We start from the raw sequence: 17,441 nt of genomic DNA on the forward strand, positions 1-17,441 counted from the left end.
ATCAGGAGCCGGCGGCGGGCGCTGCTCCGGCCGGTGCCGGCACCGTGCTCTCCGGGTACGCGCCGGGAGTGCCAGGAGCCGGGGCCGGCTCGAACGGCGGCGGGTTGTCCTGCTGGAAGCCGCCCTCCTGCGGGCCGACCTCGTTGCAGCTCGCGCCGGGCTCGGGGTACTGGTACTGGTTCAGCCGCAGCGCGTGGATGAACTGGTCGATCCGCGGGTCGTTCGCGTCCGCCAGCTTGAGCTGGTGACCCCAGGACTGCAGGGAGATCGGCTGGTCCTGCCCGGGGAAGGGTGACATCAACGTGTACGGCTGGCCGTCGACCTTGCTGCGCAGCGTCTCCAGCGCGGCGCCGGTGACCTGGTCCGGGTTGTAGGTGATCCAGATGGCCCCGTGCTCCATCGAGTGCACGGCGTTCTCGCTCCGGATGGCCACCGGGTAGTCGACGCCGTTGCACGTGGCCCAGCTGTAGTCGTGGGCGCCGCCCATCGGCGGGTTGTGGGTGTACGCGACGCGGGTGGCCCGGTCGACGTGCAGTCCGCCCTCGTACGGCTGGACCACCACGCCGGCGATCTGGGTGGACGGGTCCTGCTTCTCCGCGGTGGGCGTGAACGGCGCCATCGCGTCGGCCTGGGCCTGGTTCTCCTGGCTGCGCATGAACGCGTAGCCGAAGACGACGCCGGCGAAGAGCGCCACGACGACGACGGCGGCGATGAGTCCCCACGGGGTGGACTTCTGCACGACCACCGTCGGCCGGGACTTGCGGACCGCCTTGCTCGTCTTGCCGCTGACCATGAACCGTCCAGACCTCGGAATCTCGGGGTGCGCGCGCCATCACTCGGACGGCCCTTGCGACAACCGAGTGTAGGAGCGGCGCATGAGAAACCCGTGAGCGCACCTGCCTAAACTTGACGGGTGACTCCCGACGTGCTTGCCGAACTGGTCCGTGCCGCTGCGTCCGAGGTCCTGACGCGACGCGGCCTGGACCTCACGGCGCTGCCCGCGGACGTCACGGTGGAACGGCCGCGCAACCCCGAGCACGGCGACTACGCCACCAACCTGGCCATGCGCACCGCCAAGAAGGCCGGCGTCGCCCCGCGTGACCTGGCCGGATGGCTGGCCGAGGAGCTCACCGGGCGCGATGGCGTTGCCGGCGCCGAGGTGGCGGGTCCCGGCTTCATCAACATCCGGCTGGGGGCCGACGCCCAGGGCGCCCTCGTCGGGCACGTTCTCGCGGCGGGCGAGGGCTACGGCGCCGGCGACGACTACTCCGGTCGCAACGTCAACCTGGAGTTCGTCTCCGCCAACCCGACCGGCCCGCTGCACATGGGCGCCACCCGCTGGGCCGCGGTCGGCGACGCGCTGGGCCGGGTCCTGTCGGCGCGGGGCGCCAAGGTCACGCGCGAGTACTACTTCAACGACGCGGGCTCGCAGATCGACCGGTTCGTCCGGTCGCTCGTCGCGGCGGCGCTGGGCCGTCCGACCCCGGAGGACGGCTACGCGGGTGCCTACATCGGCGAGGTCGCCCAGGACGTCGTTGCGGCCGAGCCGGGGGTGCTCGACCTCCCCGACGCCGAGCGCGACGAGGTGTTCCGGCGCGTGGGCGTCGGGCGGATGTTCGACAGCATCAAGCGCACGCTGCACGAGTTCGGCACCGACTTCGACGTGTTCTTCCACGAGCAGTCGCTGTACGAGTCGGGTGCCGTCGACGCGGCGGTGCAGCGGCTGAAGGACTCCGGCAGCCTCTACTTCGCCGACGGCGCGTGGTGGCTGCGGTCCAAGGACTTCGGCGACGACAAGGACCGGCCGGTCATCAAGAGCGACGGCAACCCCGCCTACATCGCGGGCGACCTGGCGTACCTGCGCGACAAGCGCTCGCGCGGCTTCGACCTGTGCATCTACATGCTCGGCGCCGATCACCACGGCTACATCGGCAGGCTCAAGGCCGCCGCCGCGGCGTTCGGCGACGACCCGGCCGTGGTCGAGGTGCTGATCGGGCAGCTGGTCAACCTCGTCAAGGACGGCAAGCCGGTGCGGATGAGCAAGCGCGCGGGCAACACGGTCACGATGGACGACCTCGTCGAGGCCGTCGGCGTCGACGCAGCGCGGTACTCCCTGGTGCGCTCGTCGGTCGACTCGCCGCTCGACATCGACCTCGACCTGCTCGTCAAGCGCTCGAACGACAACCCGGTCTTCTACGTGCAGTACGCGCACGCCCGGCTGGCCTCGCTCGCGCGCAACGCCGCGGACATGGGCGTCGAGCCGGGGGACGCCTACGGCCTGCTGGAGCACCCGCGCGAGGGCGACCTGATCCGCACGATCGGCGAGTTCCCGTCCGTCGTGGCGGCGGCCGCCGAGCTGCGCGAGCCGCACCGGGTGGCCCGTTTCCTGGAGCAGCTGGCGAGCGCGTACCACAAGTTCTACGACACGTGCCGCGTGCTGCCGATGGGCGACGAGGAGGTCACCGACCTGCACCGGGCCCGGCTGGCGCTCTGCGTCGCCGCGCGCCAGGTGTTCGCCAACGGCCTCGGGCTGCTGGGCGTCTCGGCTCCGGAGCGGATGTGAACGCGCATCCGGCCGGCCCGCTGCACGCCGGGATCTCGGTCCCGCCGGAGACCGCGGGGGCCCGTCCCGTCGACGCCGCCGGGCTCGACGAGCTGGCGCCTGCGGTGTGGCCGCGCACCGCCGCCCGCTCAGCAGGCGGCGCGGTGGAGATCGCAGGCGTCGACGTGCGCGACCTCGCCGAGCGCTACGGCACCCCGCTCTTCGTGATCGACGAGGCCGACTTCCGGTCCCGCGCTGCCGAGTTCGCGGCCGCGTTCGGCGCCGAGGCGGTGCACTACGCGGCGAAGGCGTTCCTGTGCACCGAGGTGGCGCGCTGGGTCGCCGAGGAGGGCCTGAGCCTGGACGTCGCCAGCGGCGGCGAGCTGGCCGTCGCGCTGCGCGCCGGCTTCCCGCCGGAGCGGATCGCGCTGCACGGCAACAACAAGTCCCTCGACGAGCTGGTCGCCGCCGTGGAGGCGGGCGTGGGCCGGGTCGTGCTCGACTCGTTCCACGAGATCGCCCGCCTGGACGCGGTGGCCCGCGAGCGCGGCGTGGTCGTGCCGGTGATGGTGCGCCTCACCGTGGGCGTCGAGGCGCACACGCACGAGTTCATCGCCACCGCCCACGAGGACCAGAAGTTCGGCTTCTCGATCTCCGGCGGCGAGGCGAGCGCGGCCGCCGAGGCGGTGCGGCGGGTGCTCGCGGCCGACGGCCTGCAGCTCGTGGGCCTGCACAGCCACATCGGCAGCCAGATCTTCGACACCGAGGGCTTCGAGGTGGCCGCCCACCGCGTCGTGCGGTTCCTCGCCCGGCTGCACAAGGAACACGGCGCCGACGCGCTGCACGCGCTCACCACCCTCGACCTCGGTGGCGGGTTCGGCATCGCCTACCGGGCCGACGAGACCCCGGTCGACGTACCGCAGCTCGCCGAGGAGCTGCGCGGGATCGTCAAGCGGGAGTGCCACGCCGAGGACCTCGACGTACCGAAGATCGCGGTCGAACCCGGCCGGGCGATCGCCGGACCGGCGGGGATCACGCTCTACACCGTCGGCACGATCAAGGACGTGCCGCTCGGTGGGGCCTCGATGCGGCGCTACGTGAGCGTCGACGGCGGGATGAGCGACAACATCCGCACCGCCCTCTACGACGCCGTGTACGACTGCAGGCTCGTCTCCCGCTCCTCCGAGCGCGACGGCAGCGGCGACGCGGTGCTCTCGCGGGTGGTCGGCAAGCACTGCGAGAGCGGCGACATCGTGGTGCGCGACTGCTGGCTGCCCGCCGACCTCGCCCCCGGCGACCTGCTGGCCGTGGCCGCCACCGGCGCCTACTGCTACTCGATGGCGAGCTCCTACAACCGCCTGCCCCGCCCCGCGGTGGTGGCCGTGCGCGACGGCGAGGCGCGGGCCCTGCTGCGCCGCGAGACGCTCGAGGACCAGTTCCGGTTGGAGGCCTCGGCGTCATGAGCGAGCTTGCGAGCGAATCAACGTCACAGCGCCTGCGCCCCGCACGCGAGCTTGCGAGCGTGCCATCGGCACAGTGCCCGGCGAAGCCGACCGAGCGCAGCGAGGGAGAGCGAAGAGTGCGCACCCGGGGTGCCGTTCACGGGAGCGCACCAGCGAGGATCGGGGCGTGAAACCGATCCGCGTGGCCATGCTGGGCTGCGGCACCGTCGGCCGCGAGGTCGTGCGGCTGCTGCGCGAGCAGGCCGACGAGCTGGCCGCCCGCGCAGGCGCGCCCGTCGAGCTGGCCGGGGTGGCCGTGCGCCGCCCCCACAAGCACTCCGACCTCGGTGACCTGATCACCACCGACGCGTCCGGCCTCGTCACGCGCGACGACGTGGACGTGGTCGTCGAGGTGATCGGCGGCATCGAGCCGGCCCGCACGCTGCTGCTCGAGGCGCTCAAGAGCGGCAAGTCGGTGGTCACCGCCAACAAGGCGCTGCTCGCCGAAGACGGGCCCGCGCTCGCCGAGGCCGCGGACGCATCCGGCGTCGACCTGTACTACGAGGCGGCCGTCGCCGGGGCGATCCCGTTGCTGCGCCCGCTGCGCGAGTCGCTCGTCGGAGACCGGATCACGCGGGTCGCCGGCATCGTCAACGGCACCACGAACTTCATCCTCTCCGCCATGGCCGCGTCCGGTTCGAGCTACGCCGACGCCCTCGAGGAGGCCACGCGGCTGGGCTACGCCGAGGCCGACCCGAGCGCCGACGTCGACGGCTACGACGCCGCGTCCAAGGCCGCGATCCTCGCCTCGCTGGCCTTCCACACCCGCGTCAACGCCGCGGACGTGCACTGCGAGGGCATTCGCGCGGTCACCGCGACCGACATCGCGGCGGCGTCGGCGATGGGCTGCGTGATCAAGCTCCTCGCGATCTGCGAGCGCACCCCTGCCGAGGACGGCGTCCCCGAGTCGGTCTCGGCGCGCGTGTACCCGGCGATGATCCCGGCCGCGCACCCCCTCGCGTCCGTCGACGGCGCGTACAACGCGGTGTTCGTCGAGGCGGACGCGGCGGGACAGCTGATGTTCTACGGACAGGGCGCAGGCGGCGCGCCCACGGCGAGCGCCGTGCTCGGTGACCTGGTCGCGGTGGCGCGCAACCGGGTGCTGGGCGGGCGCGGGCCGCGCGAGTCGGCGTACGCGAGCCTGCCGGTGCGGCCGATGGGCACGCTGCGCACCCGGTACCACGTGAGCCTCGAGGTGGCCGACCGCGCGGGCGTGCTCTCGGCGATCACCGGCGAGTTCGCCCACCACGGTGTGAGCATCGCCGCGGCCCGCCAGACGGGCGAGGGCGACGACAACGGGTCCGCGCGGATCGTCGTCGTCACGCACAAGGCGCCGGAGGCGGCGCTCGCCGCCACGGTGGACGTGCTGGCCGGGCTCGACGTCGTGCACGGTGTCCACAGCGTGCTTCGGGTCGAGGACCTGGGCCGGAAGGGAGTTGCGGGATGACCGCCGCGCAGAAGCTCACCCGCTGGCCAGGGGTGATCGAGGCCTACCGGGAGCGGATGCCGGTGGAGCCGGGGTGGACGGTCGTCACGCTCGGCGAGGGCGGCACGCCGCTGCTGCCGGCGCCGCACCTGTCCGCGGCCACCGGCTGCGAGGTGCTCCTCAAGGTCGACGGTGCCAACCCCACGGGCTCGTTCAAGGACCGCGGGATGACCATGGCGGTCACGCACGCGCTCGCCGAGGGCAAGCAGGGTGTGCTCTGCGCGTCCACCGGTAACACCTCCGCCTCCGCCGCCGCATACGCCACACGCGCGGGGATGACCTGCGCCGTCCTCGTGCCGCGGGGCAAGATCGCGCTCGGCAAGCTGGCCCAGGCCGTGGCGCACGGGGCCCGGATCCTGCAGATCGACGGCAACTTCGACGACTGCCTCGAGCTCGCCCGCAAGACCACGGCCGACTACCCGGTTGCCGCCCTGGTCAACTCGGTGAACCCCACCCGGATCGCCGGACAGGCGAGCGCGGCGTACGAGATCTGCGACGAGCTCGGCCGCGCCCCCGACGTGCACTGCCTGCCGGTGGGCAACGCGGGCAACATCACCGCGTACTGGCAGGGGTACAAGGCCTACCTCGCCGACGGGCTGATCCACACGCCGCCCCGCATGTTCGGGTTCCAGGCCGCGGGCGCCGCCCCGCTCGTGCACGGCGCGCCCGTGGCGGCGCCGGAGACGATCGCCACCGCGATCCGGATCGGCGCACCGGCCTCGTGGGCGGGCGCCATGACCGCGCGCGACGAGTCGGACGGCCGCTTCGCCGCCGTCACCGACGACGAGATCCTCTCCGCGTACCGCCTGCTCTCGGCGCGGGAAGGCGTGTTCGTCGAGCCGGCGTCGGCCGCGAGCGTGGCCGGGCTGCTGCAGTCCGCGTCCGACGGCACGCTGCCCCGCGGCTCACTCGTGGTGTGCACCGTGACGGGTCACGGGCTGAAGGACCCCGACAGCGCGCTGCTCACCGCGCCCGAGCCCACCGTGGTGCCGATCGACCCGGGAGCGGTCGCCGCCGCCCTGGAACTGCGCTGATGGGTCGCCCCCGCGAGGTCCGGGTGCGGGTGCCGGGTTCGTCGGCGAACCTCGGGCCCGGCTTCGACACGCTCGGGCTCGCGCTCGGCCTGTACGACGAGGTCGAGGTGTCGGTGGCGTCCGACGGCGTCGCGATCGAGGTGACCGGGGAGGGCGCGGGCCGCGTGCCGTGCGACGAGGCCCACCTCGTGGTGCGGGCGATGCGCTCGGCATGGGACGTGGTCGGGGACGCCCCGCCCGGCATCCGGATGCGGTGCAACAACGCGATCCCGCACTCGCGCGGGCTGGGCAGCTCGGCGGCCGCCGCCGTGGCGGGCGCGACGGCGGCCGTCGTGCTCGCCGGGCGCGACGCGGAGCTGGAGCGCGACACGATCCTGCACGTCGCGGCGGGGATGGAGGGCCACGCCGACAACGCGGCGGCCAGCCTGCTCGGCGGGTTCGTTGTCGCCTGGGAAGCGACCGGGAATAACCCGCGGCCCTTCCACGCTGTACGGCTCGAGACGCACCCGGGCATCCATCCGGTTGCGCTCGTCGCAGGAATCGAGTCGCTCACCAGCACCACGCGCGGGCTGCTGCCCGAGCGCGTCCCGCTGGCCGACGCCGCTTTCACCGGCAGCCGCACCGCGCTCGCCGTGCTGGCCTTCACCCAGCGCCCCGAGCTGCTGCTCGCGGCCACGGAGGACCGGCTCCACCAGAACTACCGGCGCCCGGCCTATCCGGCGTCGGCCGCCCTGGTCGACACGCTGCGTGACCGCGGCATCCCGGCCGCGATCTCGGGAGCGGGCCCCACCGTGCTGGCCCTCACCACCGACGGCACCTTGCCGCCGGACCTGGACCTTCACGGCTTCACCGCCCTCGCGCTGCCCGTCGACGGGGTGGGTGCGACGGTGGAGATCGACTGAGTCCGTCCTCCCGGCGCGCCATGACAGGGGGTTGTTGCCGCGATCAGGGCAGACCGTCTACGCTCGGCACCGCAACGGCGATCCACGCGGCATCCGCGTGGCCACTCGAGCCGGAATCCGCAAGATCCATCGCGCCAGACCGGTTCCGACCCGAGCGGCCTCTTCCCCGGAGCGTCGCGGCGATCGTCCCCATTGCTGTCGGGGCGGCCGCACTTCCCGCGACCCGTTGACCGATATGTCGTCCGGCACACCGTCCGGGCGAGTGTGTGAATCCCGCTGACCAGGGCTGGAGGCCCGGTCGGTCAGGAAGGACATCTGTGAGCGAGACCGATCTCGTCAGCACCGAGGCTGCCCCCGCCCCTCGCAAGCGCGGCGGCCTCAGCGGCATGGTGCTGGCGGAGCTCCGCCAGCTGGCCGGCGAGCTGAACATCCCGGACATCGCCGGGATGCGGAAGGGCGACCTGATCGCCGCCATCAAGGAGAAGCAGGGTGCGCCGCCGAGCCGCAAGCGCTCCGCCGCCGCCCAGCCCACCCTCCCCGGCACCGGTGACGAGGCCGCCGCCGCTCCGGCGAGCGCCGAAGCGCCCGCCGTCAACGGCGCTGCTCCTGCCTCCGCCCCCGCTGCCGACGCTCCCGTTGCCGACGCCGCCCCCGCGGCGGCCCCCACCCGGCGTCGCCGGGCAGCCTCGCGGCCTGCGGGCGCGCCGTCCGTCACGTCCACCGTGAACGGTGCCGCGGTCGCCGACGCCGCTCCTGCCGCCCCGGCCACCACCGCCGCTCCCGCTGCCGACACGGCAGACACCGCGGAGAAGGTGGAGAAGGCCGAGAAGGTGGAGAAGGCGGAGAAGCCCGCCGACACCGACGGCTCCGCCCCCGCGGCCGGTACCAGCACCGGCACCGAGGCCGCCGACACCGCCGCGCCCACCCGGCGCACCCGGCAGAGCCGGCGCAACCGCGCCGAGCAGCAGGCCGAGCAGGCACAGCAGCAGGCGGAGGCCACGACGAGCGCCGCCCCGGCCGAGGAGCAGCGCGAGGGCGGCCGCGACAGCGGCGACGCGCGCCCCGACAACCGGCGCGAGGGCGGTCGTGACCGCGGCGGGCGGGACAACCGGGACAGCAACCGCGACGCGCGTGACACCAACCGCGACCGCGACAACAACCGCGACCGCGACCGCGACAGCAGCCGCGACCGGGACAACAACCGCGACCGCGACAACAGCAACCGCGACAACCGCGGCGACCGTCCGGACAACCGGAGCGACACCCGCTCCGACACCCGTGGCCCCCGCGACAACCGTCCGGACGACGACGGCGACGACGACGGCGACGGCAGGGGCAGGCGCGGCCGCCGGTTCCGCGACCGCCGTCGGGGCCGGGACCGCGACCGCGACCGCAGCAGCGGCAGCGGCGGCCAGGGCAACGTCGACACCGAGGTGCGCGACGGCGACGTGCTGCTGCCGGTCGCCGGCATCGTCGACATCCTCGACAACTACGCCTTCGTCCGCACCACCGGCTACCTGTCCGGGCCCACGGACGTCTACGTGTCGCTGTCGATGGTCCGCAAGTACGGGCTGCGCCGGGGCGACGCGATCACCGGCGCCGTGCGCGAGCCCCGCGAGGGCGAGCAGTCGCGGCAGAAGTTCAACCCGCTGGTCCGCGTCGACACGATCAACGGCCAGGACCCGGAGACGTCGAAGCAGCGGCCCGAGTTCACCAAGCTCACCCCGCTCTACCCGAACGAGCGGCTGCGCCTGGAGACCGAGCCGCACAAGCTCACCACGCGCGTGATCGACCTGGTCATGCCGGTGGGCAAGGGGCAGCGAGCGCTGATCGTGTCGCCGCCGAAGGCGGGCAAGACCACGATCATGCAGAACATCGCCAACGCGATCACCACGAACAACCCCGAATGCCACCTCATGGTCGTCCTCGTCGACGAGCGGCCGGAGGAGGTCACCGACATGCAGCGGTCGGTGAAGGGCGAGGTCATCGCGTCCACGTTCGACCGGCCGCCGACCGACCACACCACGGTCGCGGAGCTGTCGATCGAGCGGGCGAAGCGGCTCGTCGAGCTGGGCCACGACGTGGTCGTGCTGCTCGACAACATCACCCGCCTCGGCCGGGCCTACAACCTGGCCGCGCCGGCGTCGGGCCGCATCCTGTCCGGTGGTGTCGACTCCACGGCGCTGTACCCGCCGAAGCGGTTCCTCGGCGCCGCGCGCAACATCGAGGACGGCGGCTCGCTGACGATCTTCGCCACGGCGCTGGTCGAGACCGGGTCCACGATGGACACGGTGATCTTCGAGGAGTTCAAGGGCACCGGCAACGCCGAGCTCAGGCTCGACCGGAAGATCGCCGACAAGCGGGTCTTCCCGGCCATCGACGTGGGCGACTCCGGCACCCGCAAGGAAGAGCTGATCATGTCGCCGGACGAGTACGCCGTCATGGTCAAGCTCCGCAGGGTGCTCGCGGCGCTGGACGACCAGCAGGCCATCGACCTGCTGCTCACCCAGCTCCGCAAGACGCGCACCAACATCGAGTTCCTGATGCAGGTCGCGAAGAGCACCCCGGGCGCCGACAACGACTGACCCGACCCAGCCGATCCGGGCCGCCCGCGGGAATCCGCGGGCGGCCCGGATGGTTGAATGGGACGTCACGCTCCGGCCCCGGTTCACCCTGCGTGTCGCAGGGACCCGGCGCCACATCGAGAGGAACCAACGTGCGTTCAGGCATCCACCCCGAGTACGTCGAGACGCAGGTCGTCTGCGGTTGCGGCAACTCGTTCACCACCCGCAGCACCAAGACCAGCGGCAAGATGACGGTCGAGACGTGCTCGGCGTGTCACCCGTTCTACACCGGCAAGCAGCGGATCCTCGACTCCGGCGGCCGCGTCGCCCGGTTCGAGGCGCGCTACGGCAAGCGGGCCGGCAACAAGAAGTAGCTCACTCGACGGCGCCCACCGCGATTCGGTGGGCGCCGTCGGCATGTCCGGACGAGGGAGGAGGGAGCCGTCATGACGACAGCGCCGGCCGTCGAGGCCGTGCTCGCCGAGCACGCCGAGCTGGAGCTGCGGCTCGCCGACCCGTCCGTGCACGCCGACCCCGCCACGGCACGCAAGCTGGGCAGGCGGTACTCGGAGATCGGGCCGATCGTCGCCGTCGCCCGTGAGCTCGCCTCGGCCCGCGCCGACATCGTCACCGCCCGCGAGCTCGCGGCGGAGGACGCGTCATTCGCCGCCGAGGCCCAGGAGCTGGCCGAGAAGATCCCGGTGCTCGAGCGACGGCTCGCCGAGCTGCTCGTGCCCCGTGACCCCCACGACGGCGACGACGTCATCATGGAGATCAAGTCGGGGGAGGGCGGCGAGGAGTCGGCCCTCTTCGCGGCCGACCTCGCCCGCATGTACCTGCGCTACGCCGAGCGCCGCGGCTGGTCCACGCAGATCATCGACTCGGTGCCGTCCGACCTCGGCGGCTACAAGGACCTCACGGTCCTGGTGCGCTCGCGCGAGCCGGTCGCCGACGGCGTCTGGTCGGCGCTGAAGTTCGAGGGCGGGGTACACCGAGTGCAGCGGGTGCCGGTCACCGAGTCGCAGGGGCGCATCCACACCTCCGCCGCGGGCGTGCTCGTCTACCCGGACACCGGCGAGGACGCCGACGTCGAGATCGACGAGAACGACCTGCGCATCGACGTGTTCCGCTCCTCCGGCCACGGCGGGCAGAGCGTCAACACCACCGACTCCGCCGTCCGCATCACGCACCTTCCCACCGGCATCGTCGTGAGCTGCCAGAACGAGCGCTCGCAGCTGCAGAACCGGGCCCGCGCCATGGAGGTGCTGCGCTCGCGGCTGCAGGCCCTCGCCGAGGAGGAGGCCGCGGCGAAGGCGTCGGCCGACCGGCGTTCCCAGGTGCGCACGGTCGACCGCTCCGAGCGCATCCGCACCTACAACTTCCCGGAGAACCGCATCTCCGACCACCGCGTCGGCTACAAGGCCCACAACCTCTCGGCCGTGCTGGACGGCGACCTGGACGGTGTGGTGGATGCGCTGCAGGCGGCCGAGCGCGCGGAGGCCGTGGGCTCGTGAGCCGGAAGCCGCTGCGGCTGGCCATCCTCGAGGCCGAGCGGGTGCTCGCCGGGGCCGGGGTGGCCTCGCCCCGGGTGGACGCGGAGATGCTCGCGGCGCACGTCGTCGGCGTCGAGCGGGGCAAGCTGATGATGCACCCCCTCGTCGACGCTCCCGCCCTGGACGCGTTGCGCAAGCTGGTCGACCGCAGGGCCGCGCGTGAGCCGCTGCAACACCTGCTCGGCACGGCGGCGCTCGGGCCCGTGCAGGTCGCCGTGGGGCCCGGGGTGTTCACGCCACGCCCCGAGACCGAGCTGCTGCTCGAGTGGGGGCTGCGCGAGATCGCCGACGTCGCCGCGCCGGTGGTCGTCGACCTGTGCACCGGCACCGCAGCCCTCGCCCTCGCCGTCGCGGCGTGCCGCCCGGACGCCGTGGTGCACGCCGTCGAGCTCGACCCCGCCGCCCTGAGCTGGGCGCACCGCAACGTCGCCGAGCACGTCGCCGCGGGCGGCACCACCGTCACGCTGCACGCTGCCGACGTGCGCCGGCCCGACCTGCTCGTCGAGCTCGAGACCCACGTCGACCTCGTGCTCTGCAACCCGCCCTACGTCCCCGACGGCACCCCGTTGCCGCCGGAGGTCACCGGCTGGGACCCGCCCACGGCCCTCTACGGCGGGCCGGACGGGCTGGAGATCATCCGTGCCGTCATCTCGGCGTCCGCGGCCCTGCTGCGCTACGGCGGCGGGCTCGCGATCGAGCACGACGACACCCACGGCGAGGCCGTCCCCGCCCTGATGCGCCGCCGCCGCGTGCTGACGGACGTGGAGGAGCACTTCGACCTGGCCGGTCGCCCCCGCTTCGCCACCGCCCGCCGCCGCCCCCTCCACCCCGCCTGACGCTGCCCTTCTCCGCCGACGCACCCCCGTCGACGCGTGGCGTGGGCCGACGACGGGTGCGGTGGCCACGCGTCGGCCCGAGCCGCCCATCGATGGGGAGCGTGGGCCGAGAAGGGGCGCGTGGGCCGGCGGCATAGGCTCCGGCCGTGGCTTCCACGTACGACTGCGCGGTCCCTGACCAGCGCACAGAGGGTCTCGCCGAGGCGGCGAAGGCGGTGCGGGCCGGGCGGCTCGTCGTGCTGCCCACCGACACCGTCTACGGCATCGGCTGCGACGCGTTCAGCAGCGCGGCCGTGCGCAACCTGCTCGGTGCGAAGCAGCGCGGCCCGGACATGCCCGTCCCAGTGCTCGTCGGCTCGTGGTCGACGATCGACGGTCTCGTGCTCGGCGTGCCGAAGTCCGCCCGGGACCTGATCGAGGCGTTCTGGCCGGGTGGGCTGTCGCTGGTGCTGCCGCACGCCCCGTCGTTGAAGTGGGACCTCGGCTCGACCAAGGGCACCGTGATGCTCCGGATGCCGCTGCACCCGGTGGCCCTGGAGTTGCTGCGCGACGTCGGTCCGATGGCCGTCTCCAGCGCGAACGTCTCGGGGCAGCCGCCTGCCGCGTCGACGTCGGAGGCGCAGGAGCAGCTCGGTGACAAGGTGGCGGTCTACCTCGACGGCGGCCCGTCGGGGGAGCCGGTGGCGTCCACCATCGTGGACCTGACCGGCGACGCGCCGCGCGTGCTCCGCGAGGGCGCGGTCTCAACGGAGGCGGTGGCCGAGGTCCTGGGCCGAGAGGTGCTCCCGGCCTGACCGGATTCCGACGAGCGGCGCGTTCGTCGGAACCTATCCGACGAACGCGCCGTTCGTCGGAACCGTGGTGGGCTCAGGGGAGCGGGACCAGGTCCGCGAGGCGCTCGACCGCGGCGTCGAAGTAGGCCGCGTGGTCGGCCACCACCTTGTGGGTCTGGCCGAACACCTCGAAGCTGACCGCCCCGTAGAGCCCGCTCCATGCCGTGACCACCCTCGGAGCGAGCGCCTCCGGCAGGCCGAGGCGCTCGGCGACGCCCGGGGTGAGTACCGCGCCCGCGGTGGGTCCGTCCGGCCGCGCCTGGACGGTGCCTGCGGCGACGCCGTCGGCCACCACCCGGCACAGCAGCACACCGACCCGCGACGCCGGGCCGACGGTGGCCTCCGGGGCGGCGTAGCCCGGCACGGGGGAGCCGTAGACCAGCGCGTACTCGTGCGGGTGCGCCAGCGCCCACTCCCGCGCCGCGCGGCAGGTGGCCCGCCAGCGCCCGCGCAGATCGGCGCGCGCCACGGCCGACTCGGCCCGCTCCGCCGCCGCCCCGAGCGCGTCGTACGCCTCGACGATCAGGGCCGTGAGCAGCTCGTCGCGGCTCGCGAAGTAGCGGTACACCGCCGAGGAGGCCATGCCGAGCTCGCGGGCGACGGCCCGAAGCGACAGCCCCGCCGCGCCCTCGGTGGCCAGGTGGCGGCGGGCCGCCTCGACGATTTCGCGGGTCAGTTCGGCGCGCACGCGCGCACGGGCTCCGGGGGCGGTCACGTCGGAAGTCTGGCACGAATGCGAGAGCAGTGGCAACAAATGCGATCGATGCTCCGGGACGCCCGGTCGGGTACGGGGCCGCAGCGGGTACCGTTCAACCGTGAGCGAGCAGAGCACCCCGTTCTGGGGCCCGGACTTCGACGCGCTGCAGCACCAGGACCCGGAGATCGCGGGAGTGGTGCTCGACGAGCTGGACCGGCTGCGCGGCGGACTCCAGCTCATCGCCAGCGAGAACCTCACCAGCCCTGCCGTGCTGGCGGCGCTCGGGTCGACGCTGTCCAACAAGTACGCGGAGGGCTACCCCGGCCGGCGCTACTACGGCGGCTGCGAGGTCGTCGACCGCGCCGAGGAGATCGGCAACGCCCGGGCCAGGGAGCTCTTCGGGGCCGACCACGTCAACCTGCAGCCGCACTCGGGCGCATCGGCCAACTTCGCCGTCTACGCCGCGTTCACGCAGCCCGGCGACACCGTGCTCGCGATGGACCTCAAGCAGGGCGGCCACCTGACGCACGGCAGCAAGGTCAGCTTCTCCGGCAAGTGGTTCAACGCGGTGTCCTACACCGTGCGCGAGGACAGCGAGCTGATCGACTACGACGAGGTGCGCGACCTCGCCCTCGAACACCGCCCCAAGCTCATCATCGCCGGTGCAACGGCGTACCCGCGGCTGATCGACTTCGCCGCGTTCCGGCAGATCGCCGACGAGGTCGGCGCCAAGCTCATGGTCGACGCGGCCCACTTCATCGGGCTGGTGGCCGGTAAGGCGATCCCGTCGCCGGTCCCGTTCGCCGACGTCGTCACCGCCACCACGCACAAGGTGCTGCGCGGCCCCCGCGGCGGAATGATCCTCGCCAAGGCCGAGCACGCGAAGGCCGTCGACAAGGCGGTGTTCCCGTTCTCCCAGGGTGGCCCGCTCATGCACTCGGTCGCCGCGAAGGCCGTCGCGATGCGGGAGGCGGCCCAGCCGGAGTACCAGGCCTACGCGAGCCAGGTGATCGCCAACGCCCAGGCGCTGGCCAAGGCGCTCGAATCCGAGGGGATGCGCCCGGTCTCCGGTGGCACCGACACCCACCTCGCGCTGGTGGACCTGCGCCCCATCGGGGTCAGCGGCGACCAGGCCGAGACCCGCTGCGACGCGGCGCGGATCACCCTGAACAAGAACTCGATCCCCTACGACCCGGCGCCACCGCTCAAGCCCTCCGGCCTGCGCGTCGGCTCGCCGAGCGTCACCACGCAGGGGATGACCGAGACGGACATGGCCGAGATCGGCACGCTGCTGGGACGCGCGGTACGGGCCGAGCACGGCACCGCGACAGGGGACGCGGAGCTGGCCGAGGTGGCCGACGCGGTGTCGGCGCTCGTCGCGCGAGCCCCCGCGTACCCGCGCGCGTAACCCCCCTGCCCGTACGCTCCGCTGCCGTGGCTGTCCCCACGCTCGTCCTGCCGATCCGGGAGTTCCTGCTCGCCGGTCTGACGGCGACGGTCGTGACGTTCCTGCTGGTCGGGCCGGTACGGGTGCTCGCGCTCCGGCTCGGCGCGGTGGCATGGCCGCGCAAGCGCGACGTGCACGTCACGCCCACCCCGCGCTGGGGTGGCCTGGCGATGCTCGGTGGCGTGCTCGCCGGCGTCGGGATGGCCTACCAGCTCCCGGCGCTGCGGCTGGCGTTCGACAACAACGCCTCAGAGGTGGGTGGCGTGCTGCTCGCCGCGCTGCTGCTCGCGGCCGTCGGTGCGCTGGACGACCGCTACGACCTCGACGCCCTCACCAAGTTCGCGGGCCAGACCACGGCCGCCGGGATCCTGGTGATCTTCGGTGTGCAGTGGACGGTGTTCTTCGTGCCGTGGGGCGGTTCCGACTCGAGCGAGTCCGGCTCACTCCTGGTGCTCGGCCAGGAGCAGGGCGTGCTGCTCACGGTGCTGCTCACGGTGGCGCTGGTCAACGCGATGAACTTCGTCGACGGGCTGGACGGGCTCGCCGCGGGCGTCGGGATGATCGCGGCGGCGGCCGTCGGCCTGTTCACGATCGGGCTGGTGGGGCGGGTCGGCAACGACCCGTCGGTGTACTCGCCCGCTCTGATCGCGGCCGTGCTGGCGGGTGCGTGCCTCGGCTTCCTGCCGCACAACTTCAACCCCGCCCGCATCTTCATGGGCGACTCCGGCTCCATGCTGATCGGCGTGCTGCTGGCCGCCGCCACCACGAGCGCCTCGGGCAAGATCTCGATCATCGGCGCGGACGGCAAGGACGTGCTGGCGCTCTTCGCGCCGCTCATCGTGCTGGCCGCCGTGGTGTTCGTGCCGCTGCTCGACCTGCTGATGGCCGTGGTGCGGCGCACCCGCAAGGGCCTCTCGCCGTTCTCGCCGGACAAGATGCACCTGCACCACCGCCTGCTCGAGATCGGGCACAGCCAGCGCCGCGCGGTACTGCTGATCTACCTGTGGGCCGGCGTGCTGGCGTTCGGCGCGGTGGCGCTGGCGCTGATCGACGACCCGTTCATCGTGCTGTGGGCGGTGGGGATCGGCCTGGTCGTGGCCGTGCTCGCCTCCGCCATCCCGAGAGTGAGGGCTCCAAGATGACCGCACCCGAACCGATGAAGGACGCACCGCACGTCGCCTCCGTGCTGCGGTTGGCCTCGGGCATGCAGCGCTCTGCCGCGATCGTCACAGCGGTCGTCGCCGTGATCGCGCTGGTGGTGGCGTTCCTGCTGCGCGGGGTGCCCGGGCTCGTCGGGGCACTGGTCGGGGCCGTGATCGCGGGCGGCCTCGGCTGGCTGGGCACGTGGGTGATGGCGCGGACGGCACGGGCCACCCCGGCGGGCGTGATGATCGGCGCCATGACCGCGTTCGGCGTGAAGATCCTTTTCATGCTGGTGTTCCTGCTGCTCTTCCAGGGCACCACGCTGTTCGACAGTCGCACGTTCGCGTTCACCATGCTGGCCGTCACGGCGTCGTGGATCGTCGGCGAGGTCGTCGGATTCGTGCGCACTCGGATACCGGCGGTGGACCTGTGAGTGCTCTGAACGGGTGAACATCAGAGCCTGTGAGTGGGCTCTCCCTGGGATCCGTGTCACGTTCGTGCGTTGTTCTACGGCCGATAGAGCCAGGTCGGCGCCGCCGGGGACCCGAAGAGCCACCGCTGGCGGGCCGTCTCGGCGTCCGCCGAGGTCATCCCTGGTAAAGAGCGGCTTACTCGCCTGATATGGTCCGTCCTGATGGAGCCGGACCAGTCGCATGGCGGCGGTGCGAAGCCGCCACCGCCGGGTGACGCGTGGACCGCTCTGTCCTATCTCCTGTCCGGGTTCCTGCTGTTCGGCGGGATCGGCTGGGGATTGGACGCACTGCTGGGCACGGGTGTGTTCCTGCCGGTCGGCTTGCTGTTCGGTGGGGCTGCCTCGCTGTACTTGATCTACATCAGGTACGTTAAGTCCTGATCGTCACGATTCTGCCGTACCGGATCACCCGGACGGTGGAACCGGAAGG

General features: G+C 72.8%; 16 protein-coding genes. 14 read left to right on the forward strand and 2 right to left on the reverse strand.

From position 1 onward, the window contains the following. Position 1: 1 nt before the first annotated feature. On the reverse strand, positions 2 to 793 hold the full coding sequence (locus FHX44_RS23210; RefSeq protein ID WP_147257722.1) for a thioredoxin-like domain-containing protein: 792 nt from the start codon (positions 791 to 793) through the stop codon (positions 2 to 4). A gap of 120 nt (positions 794 to 913) precedes the next feature. Between FHX44_RS23210 and argS the strand changes: the two genes are divergently transcribed. From argS to FHX44_RS23260, 10 genes are all read left to right on the forward strand, one after another. Then, positions 914 to 2,563 carry an arginine--tRNA ligase gene (argS, locus tag FHX44_RS23215; RefSeq protein ID WP_147257723.1) on the forward strand — a complete coding sequence of 550 codons (1,650 nt, stop codon included), beginning with the start codon at positions 914 to 916 and terminating at the stop codon, positions 2,561 to 2,563. Then, on the forward strand, positions 2,560 to 4,005 hold the full coding sequence (gene lysA, locus FHX44_RS23220) for a diaminopimelate decarboxylase (protein WP_147257724.1): 1,446 nt from the start codon (positions 2,560 to 2,562) through the stop codon (positions 4,003 to 4,005). Before argS ends, lysA begins: the two co-directional genes overlap by 4 nt. Before the next feature lie 166 nt (positions 4,006 to 4,171). Continuing rightward, on the forward strand, positions 4,172 to 5,491 hold the full coding sequence (locus tag FHX44_RS23225) for a homoserine dehydrogenase (RefSeq protein WP_281287905.1): 1,320 nt from the start codon (positions 4,172 to 4,174) through the stop codon (positions 5,489 to 5,491). Next, positions 5,488 to 6,564, forward strand: coding sequence for a threonine synthase (gene thrC / locus FHX44_RS23230; protein WP_147257725.1), 1,077 nt, complete (start codon positions 5,488 to 5,490; stop codon positions 6,562 to 6,564). The genes FHX44_RS23225 and thrC overlap by 4 nt, the downstream gene beginning before the upstream one ends. Next, positions 6,564 to 7,466 carry a homoserine kinase gene (gene thrB, locus FHX44_RS23235; RefSeq protein WP_147257726.1) on the forward strand — a complete coding sequence of 301 codons (903 nt, stop codon included), beginning with the start codon at positions 6,564 to 6,566 and terminating at the stop codon, positions 7,464 to 7,466. The genes thrC and thrB overlap by 1 nt, the downstream gene beginning before the upstream one ends. A 317-nt stretch (positions 7,467 to 7,783) precedes the next feature. Further along, the gene (rho, locus tag FHX44_RS23240) at positions 7,784 to 10,051 is read left to right on the forward strand and encodes a transcription termination factor Rho (RefSeq protein WP_147257727.1); all 2,268 of its coding nucleotides are present in this window, start codon (positions 7,784 to 7,786) and stop codon (positions 10,049 to 10,051) included. Positions 10,052 to 10,182: 131 nt separating this feature from the next. Beyond that, entirely contained in the window at positions 10,183 to 10,404 is a 222-nt protein-coding gene (rpmE, locus tag FHX44_RS23245; RefSeq protein WP_142050139.1) for a 50S ribosomal protein L31, read from the forward strand. A gap of 72 nt (positions 10,405 to 10,476) precedes the next feature. Then, positions 10,477 to 11,544 carry a peptide chain release factor 1 gene (gene prfA, locus FHX44_RS23250; protein WP_147257728.1) on the forward strand — a complete coding sequence of 356 codons (1,068 nt, stop codon included), beginning with the start codon at positions 10,477 to 10,479 and terminating at the stop codon, positions 11,542 to 11,544. Further along, on the forward strand, positions 11,541 to 12,419 hold the full coding sequence (gene prmC / locus FHX44_RS23255) for a peptide chain release factor N(5)-glutamine methyltransferase (RefSeq protein ID WP_147257729.1): 879 nt from the start codon (positions 11,541 to 11,543) through the stop codon (positions 12,417 to 12,419). Before prfA ends, prmC begins: the two co-directional genes overlap by 4 nt. A 146-nt stretch (positions 12,420 to 12,565) precedes the next feature. Then, positions 12,566 to 13,213 (forward strand): L-threonylcarbamoyladenylate synthase, encoded by a 648-nt coding sequence (locus tag FHX44_RS23260; protein ID WP_147257730.1) that lies wholly within the window; start codon positions 12,566 to 12,568, stop codon positions 13,211 to 13,213. 73 nt (positions 13,214 to 13,286) lie between these two features. On the opposite strand, the gene FHX44_RS23265 is transcribed toward FHX44_RS23260, so the two are convergent. Beyond that, positions 13,287 to 13,967, reverse strand: a complete 681-nt coding sequence (locus FHX44_RS23265) for a TetR/AcrR family transcriptional regulator (RefSeq protein ID WP_147257731.1) — start codon at positions 13,965 to 13,967, stop codon at positions 13,287 to 13,289. Positions 13,968 to 14,067: 100 nt separating this feature from the next. On the opposite strand from FHX44_RS23265, the gene FHX44_RS23270 reads away from it, so the two are divergent. The 4 genes from FHX44_RS23270 to FHX44_RS23285 all read left to right on the forward strand — a co-directional run bounded on the left by FHX44_RS23270 (position 14,068) and on the right by FHX44_RS23285 (position 17,392). Continuing rightward, positions 14,068 to 15,357 carry a serine hydroxymethyltransferase gene (locus FHX44_RS23270; RefSeq protein WP_147257732.1) on the forward strand — a complete coding sequence of 430 codons (1,290 nt, stop codon included), beginning with the start codon at positions 14,068 to 14,070 and terminating at the stop codon, positions 15,355 to 15,357. Positions 15,358 to 15,383: 26 nt separating this feature from the next. After that, positions 15,384 to 16,538, forward strand: coding sequence for a glycosyltransferase family 4 protein (locus FHX44_RS23275; protein WP_147257733.1), 1,155 nt, complete (start codon positions 15,384 to 15,386; stop codon positions 16,536 to 16,538). Continuing rightward, the gene (locus tag FHX44_RS23280; RefSeq protein WP_147257734.1) at positions 16,535 to 16,972 is read left to right on the forward strand and encodes a Cg1360 family ATP-synthase-associated protein; all 438 of its coding nucleotides are present in this window, start codon (positions 16,535 to 16,537) and stop codon (positions 16,970 to 16,972) included. Before FHX44_RS23275 ends, FHX44_RS23280 begins: the two co-directional genes overlap by 4 nt. A 201-nt stretch (positions 16,973 to 17,173) precedes the next feature. Beyond that, positions 17,174 to 17,392: an AtpZ/AtpI family protein gene (locus FHX44_RS23285; RefSeq protein WP_142095746.1), complete on the forward strand. Its 219-nt coding sequence runs from the start codon at positions 17,174 to 17,176 to the stop codon at positions 17,390 to 17,392. Positions 17,393 to 17,441: the final 49 nt, after the last annotated feature.

This window comes from Pseudonocardia hierapolitana (assembly GCF_007994075.1).
GTDB classification, from domain to species: domain Bacteria; phylum Actinomycetota; class Actinomycetes; order Mycobacteriales; family Pseudonocardiaceae; genus Pseudonocardia; species Pseudonocardia hierapolitana.

Coding starts and splice junctions, on each gene's coding strand:
- FHX44_RS23210 (WP_147257722.1), bottom strand. CDS start 793: ATGGTCAGCGGCAAGACGAGCAAGGCGGTCCGCAAGTCCCGGCCGACG.
- thrC (WP_147257725.1), top strand. CDS start 5,488: ATGACCGCCGCGCAGAAGCTCACCCGCTGGCCAGGGGTGATCGAGGCC.
- thrB (WP_147257726.1), top strand. CDS start 6,564: ATGGGTCGCCCCCGCGAGGTCCGGGTGCGGGTGCCGGGTTCGTCGGCG.
- prfA (WP_147257728.1), top strand. CDS start 10,477: ATGACGACAGCGCCGGCCGTCGAGGCCGTGCTCGCCGAGCACGCCGAG.
- FHX44_RS23280 (WP_147257734.1), top strand. CDS start 16,535: ATGACCGCACCCGAACCGATGAAGGACGCACCGCACGTCGCCTCCGTG.
- FHX44_RS23285 (WP_142095746.1), top strand. CDS start 17,174: ATGGAGCCGGACCAGTCGCATGGCGGCGGTGCGAAGCCGCCACCGCCG.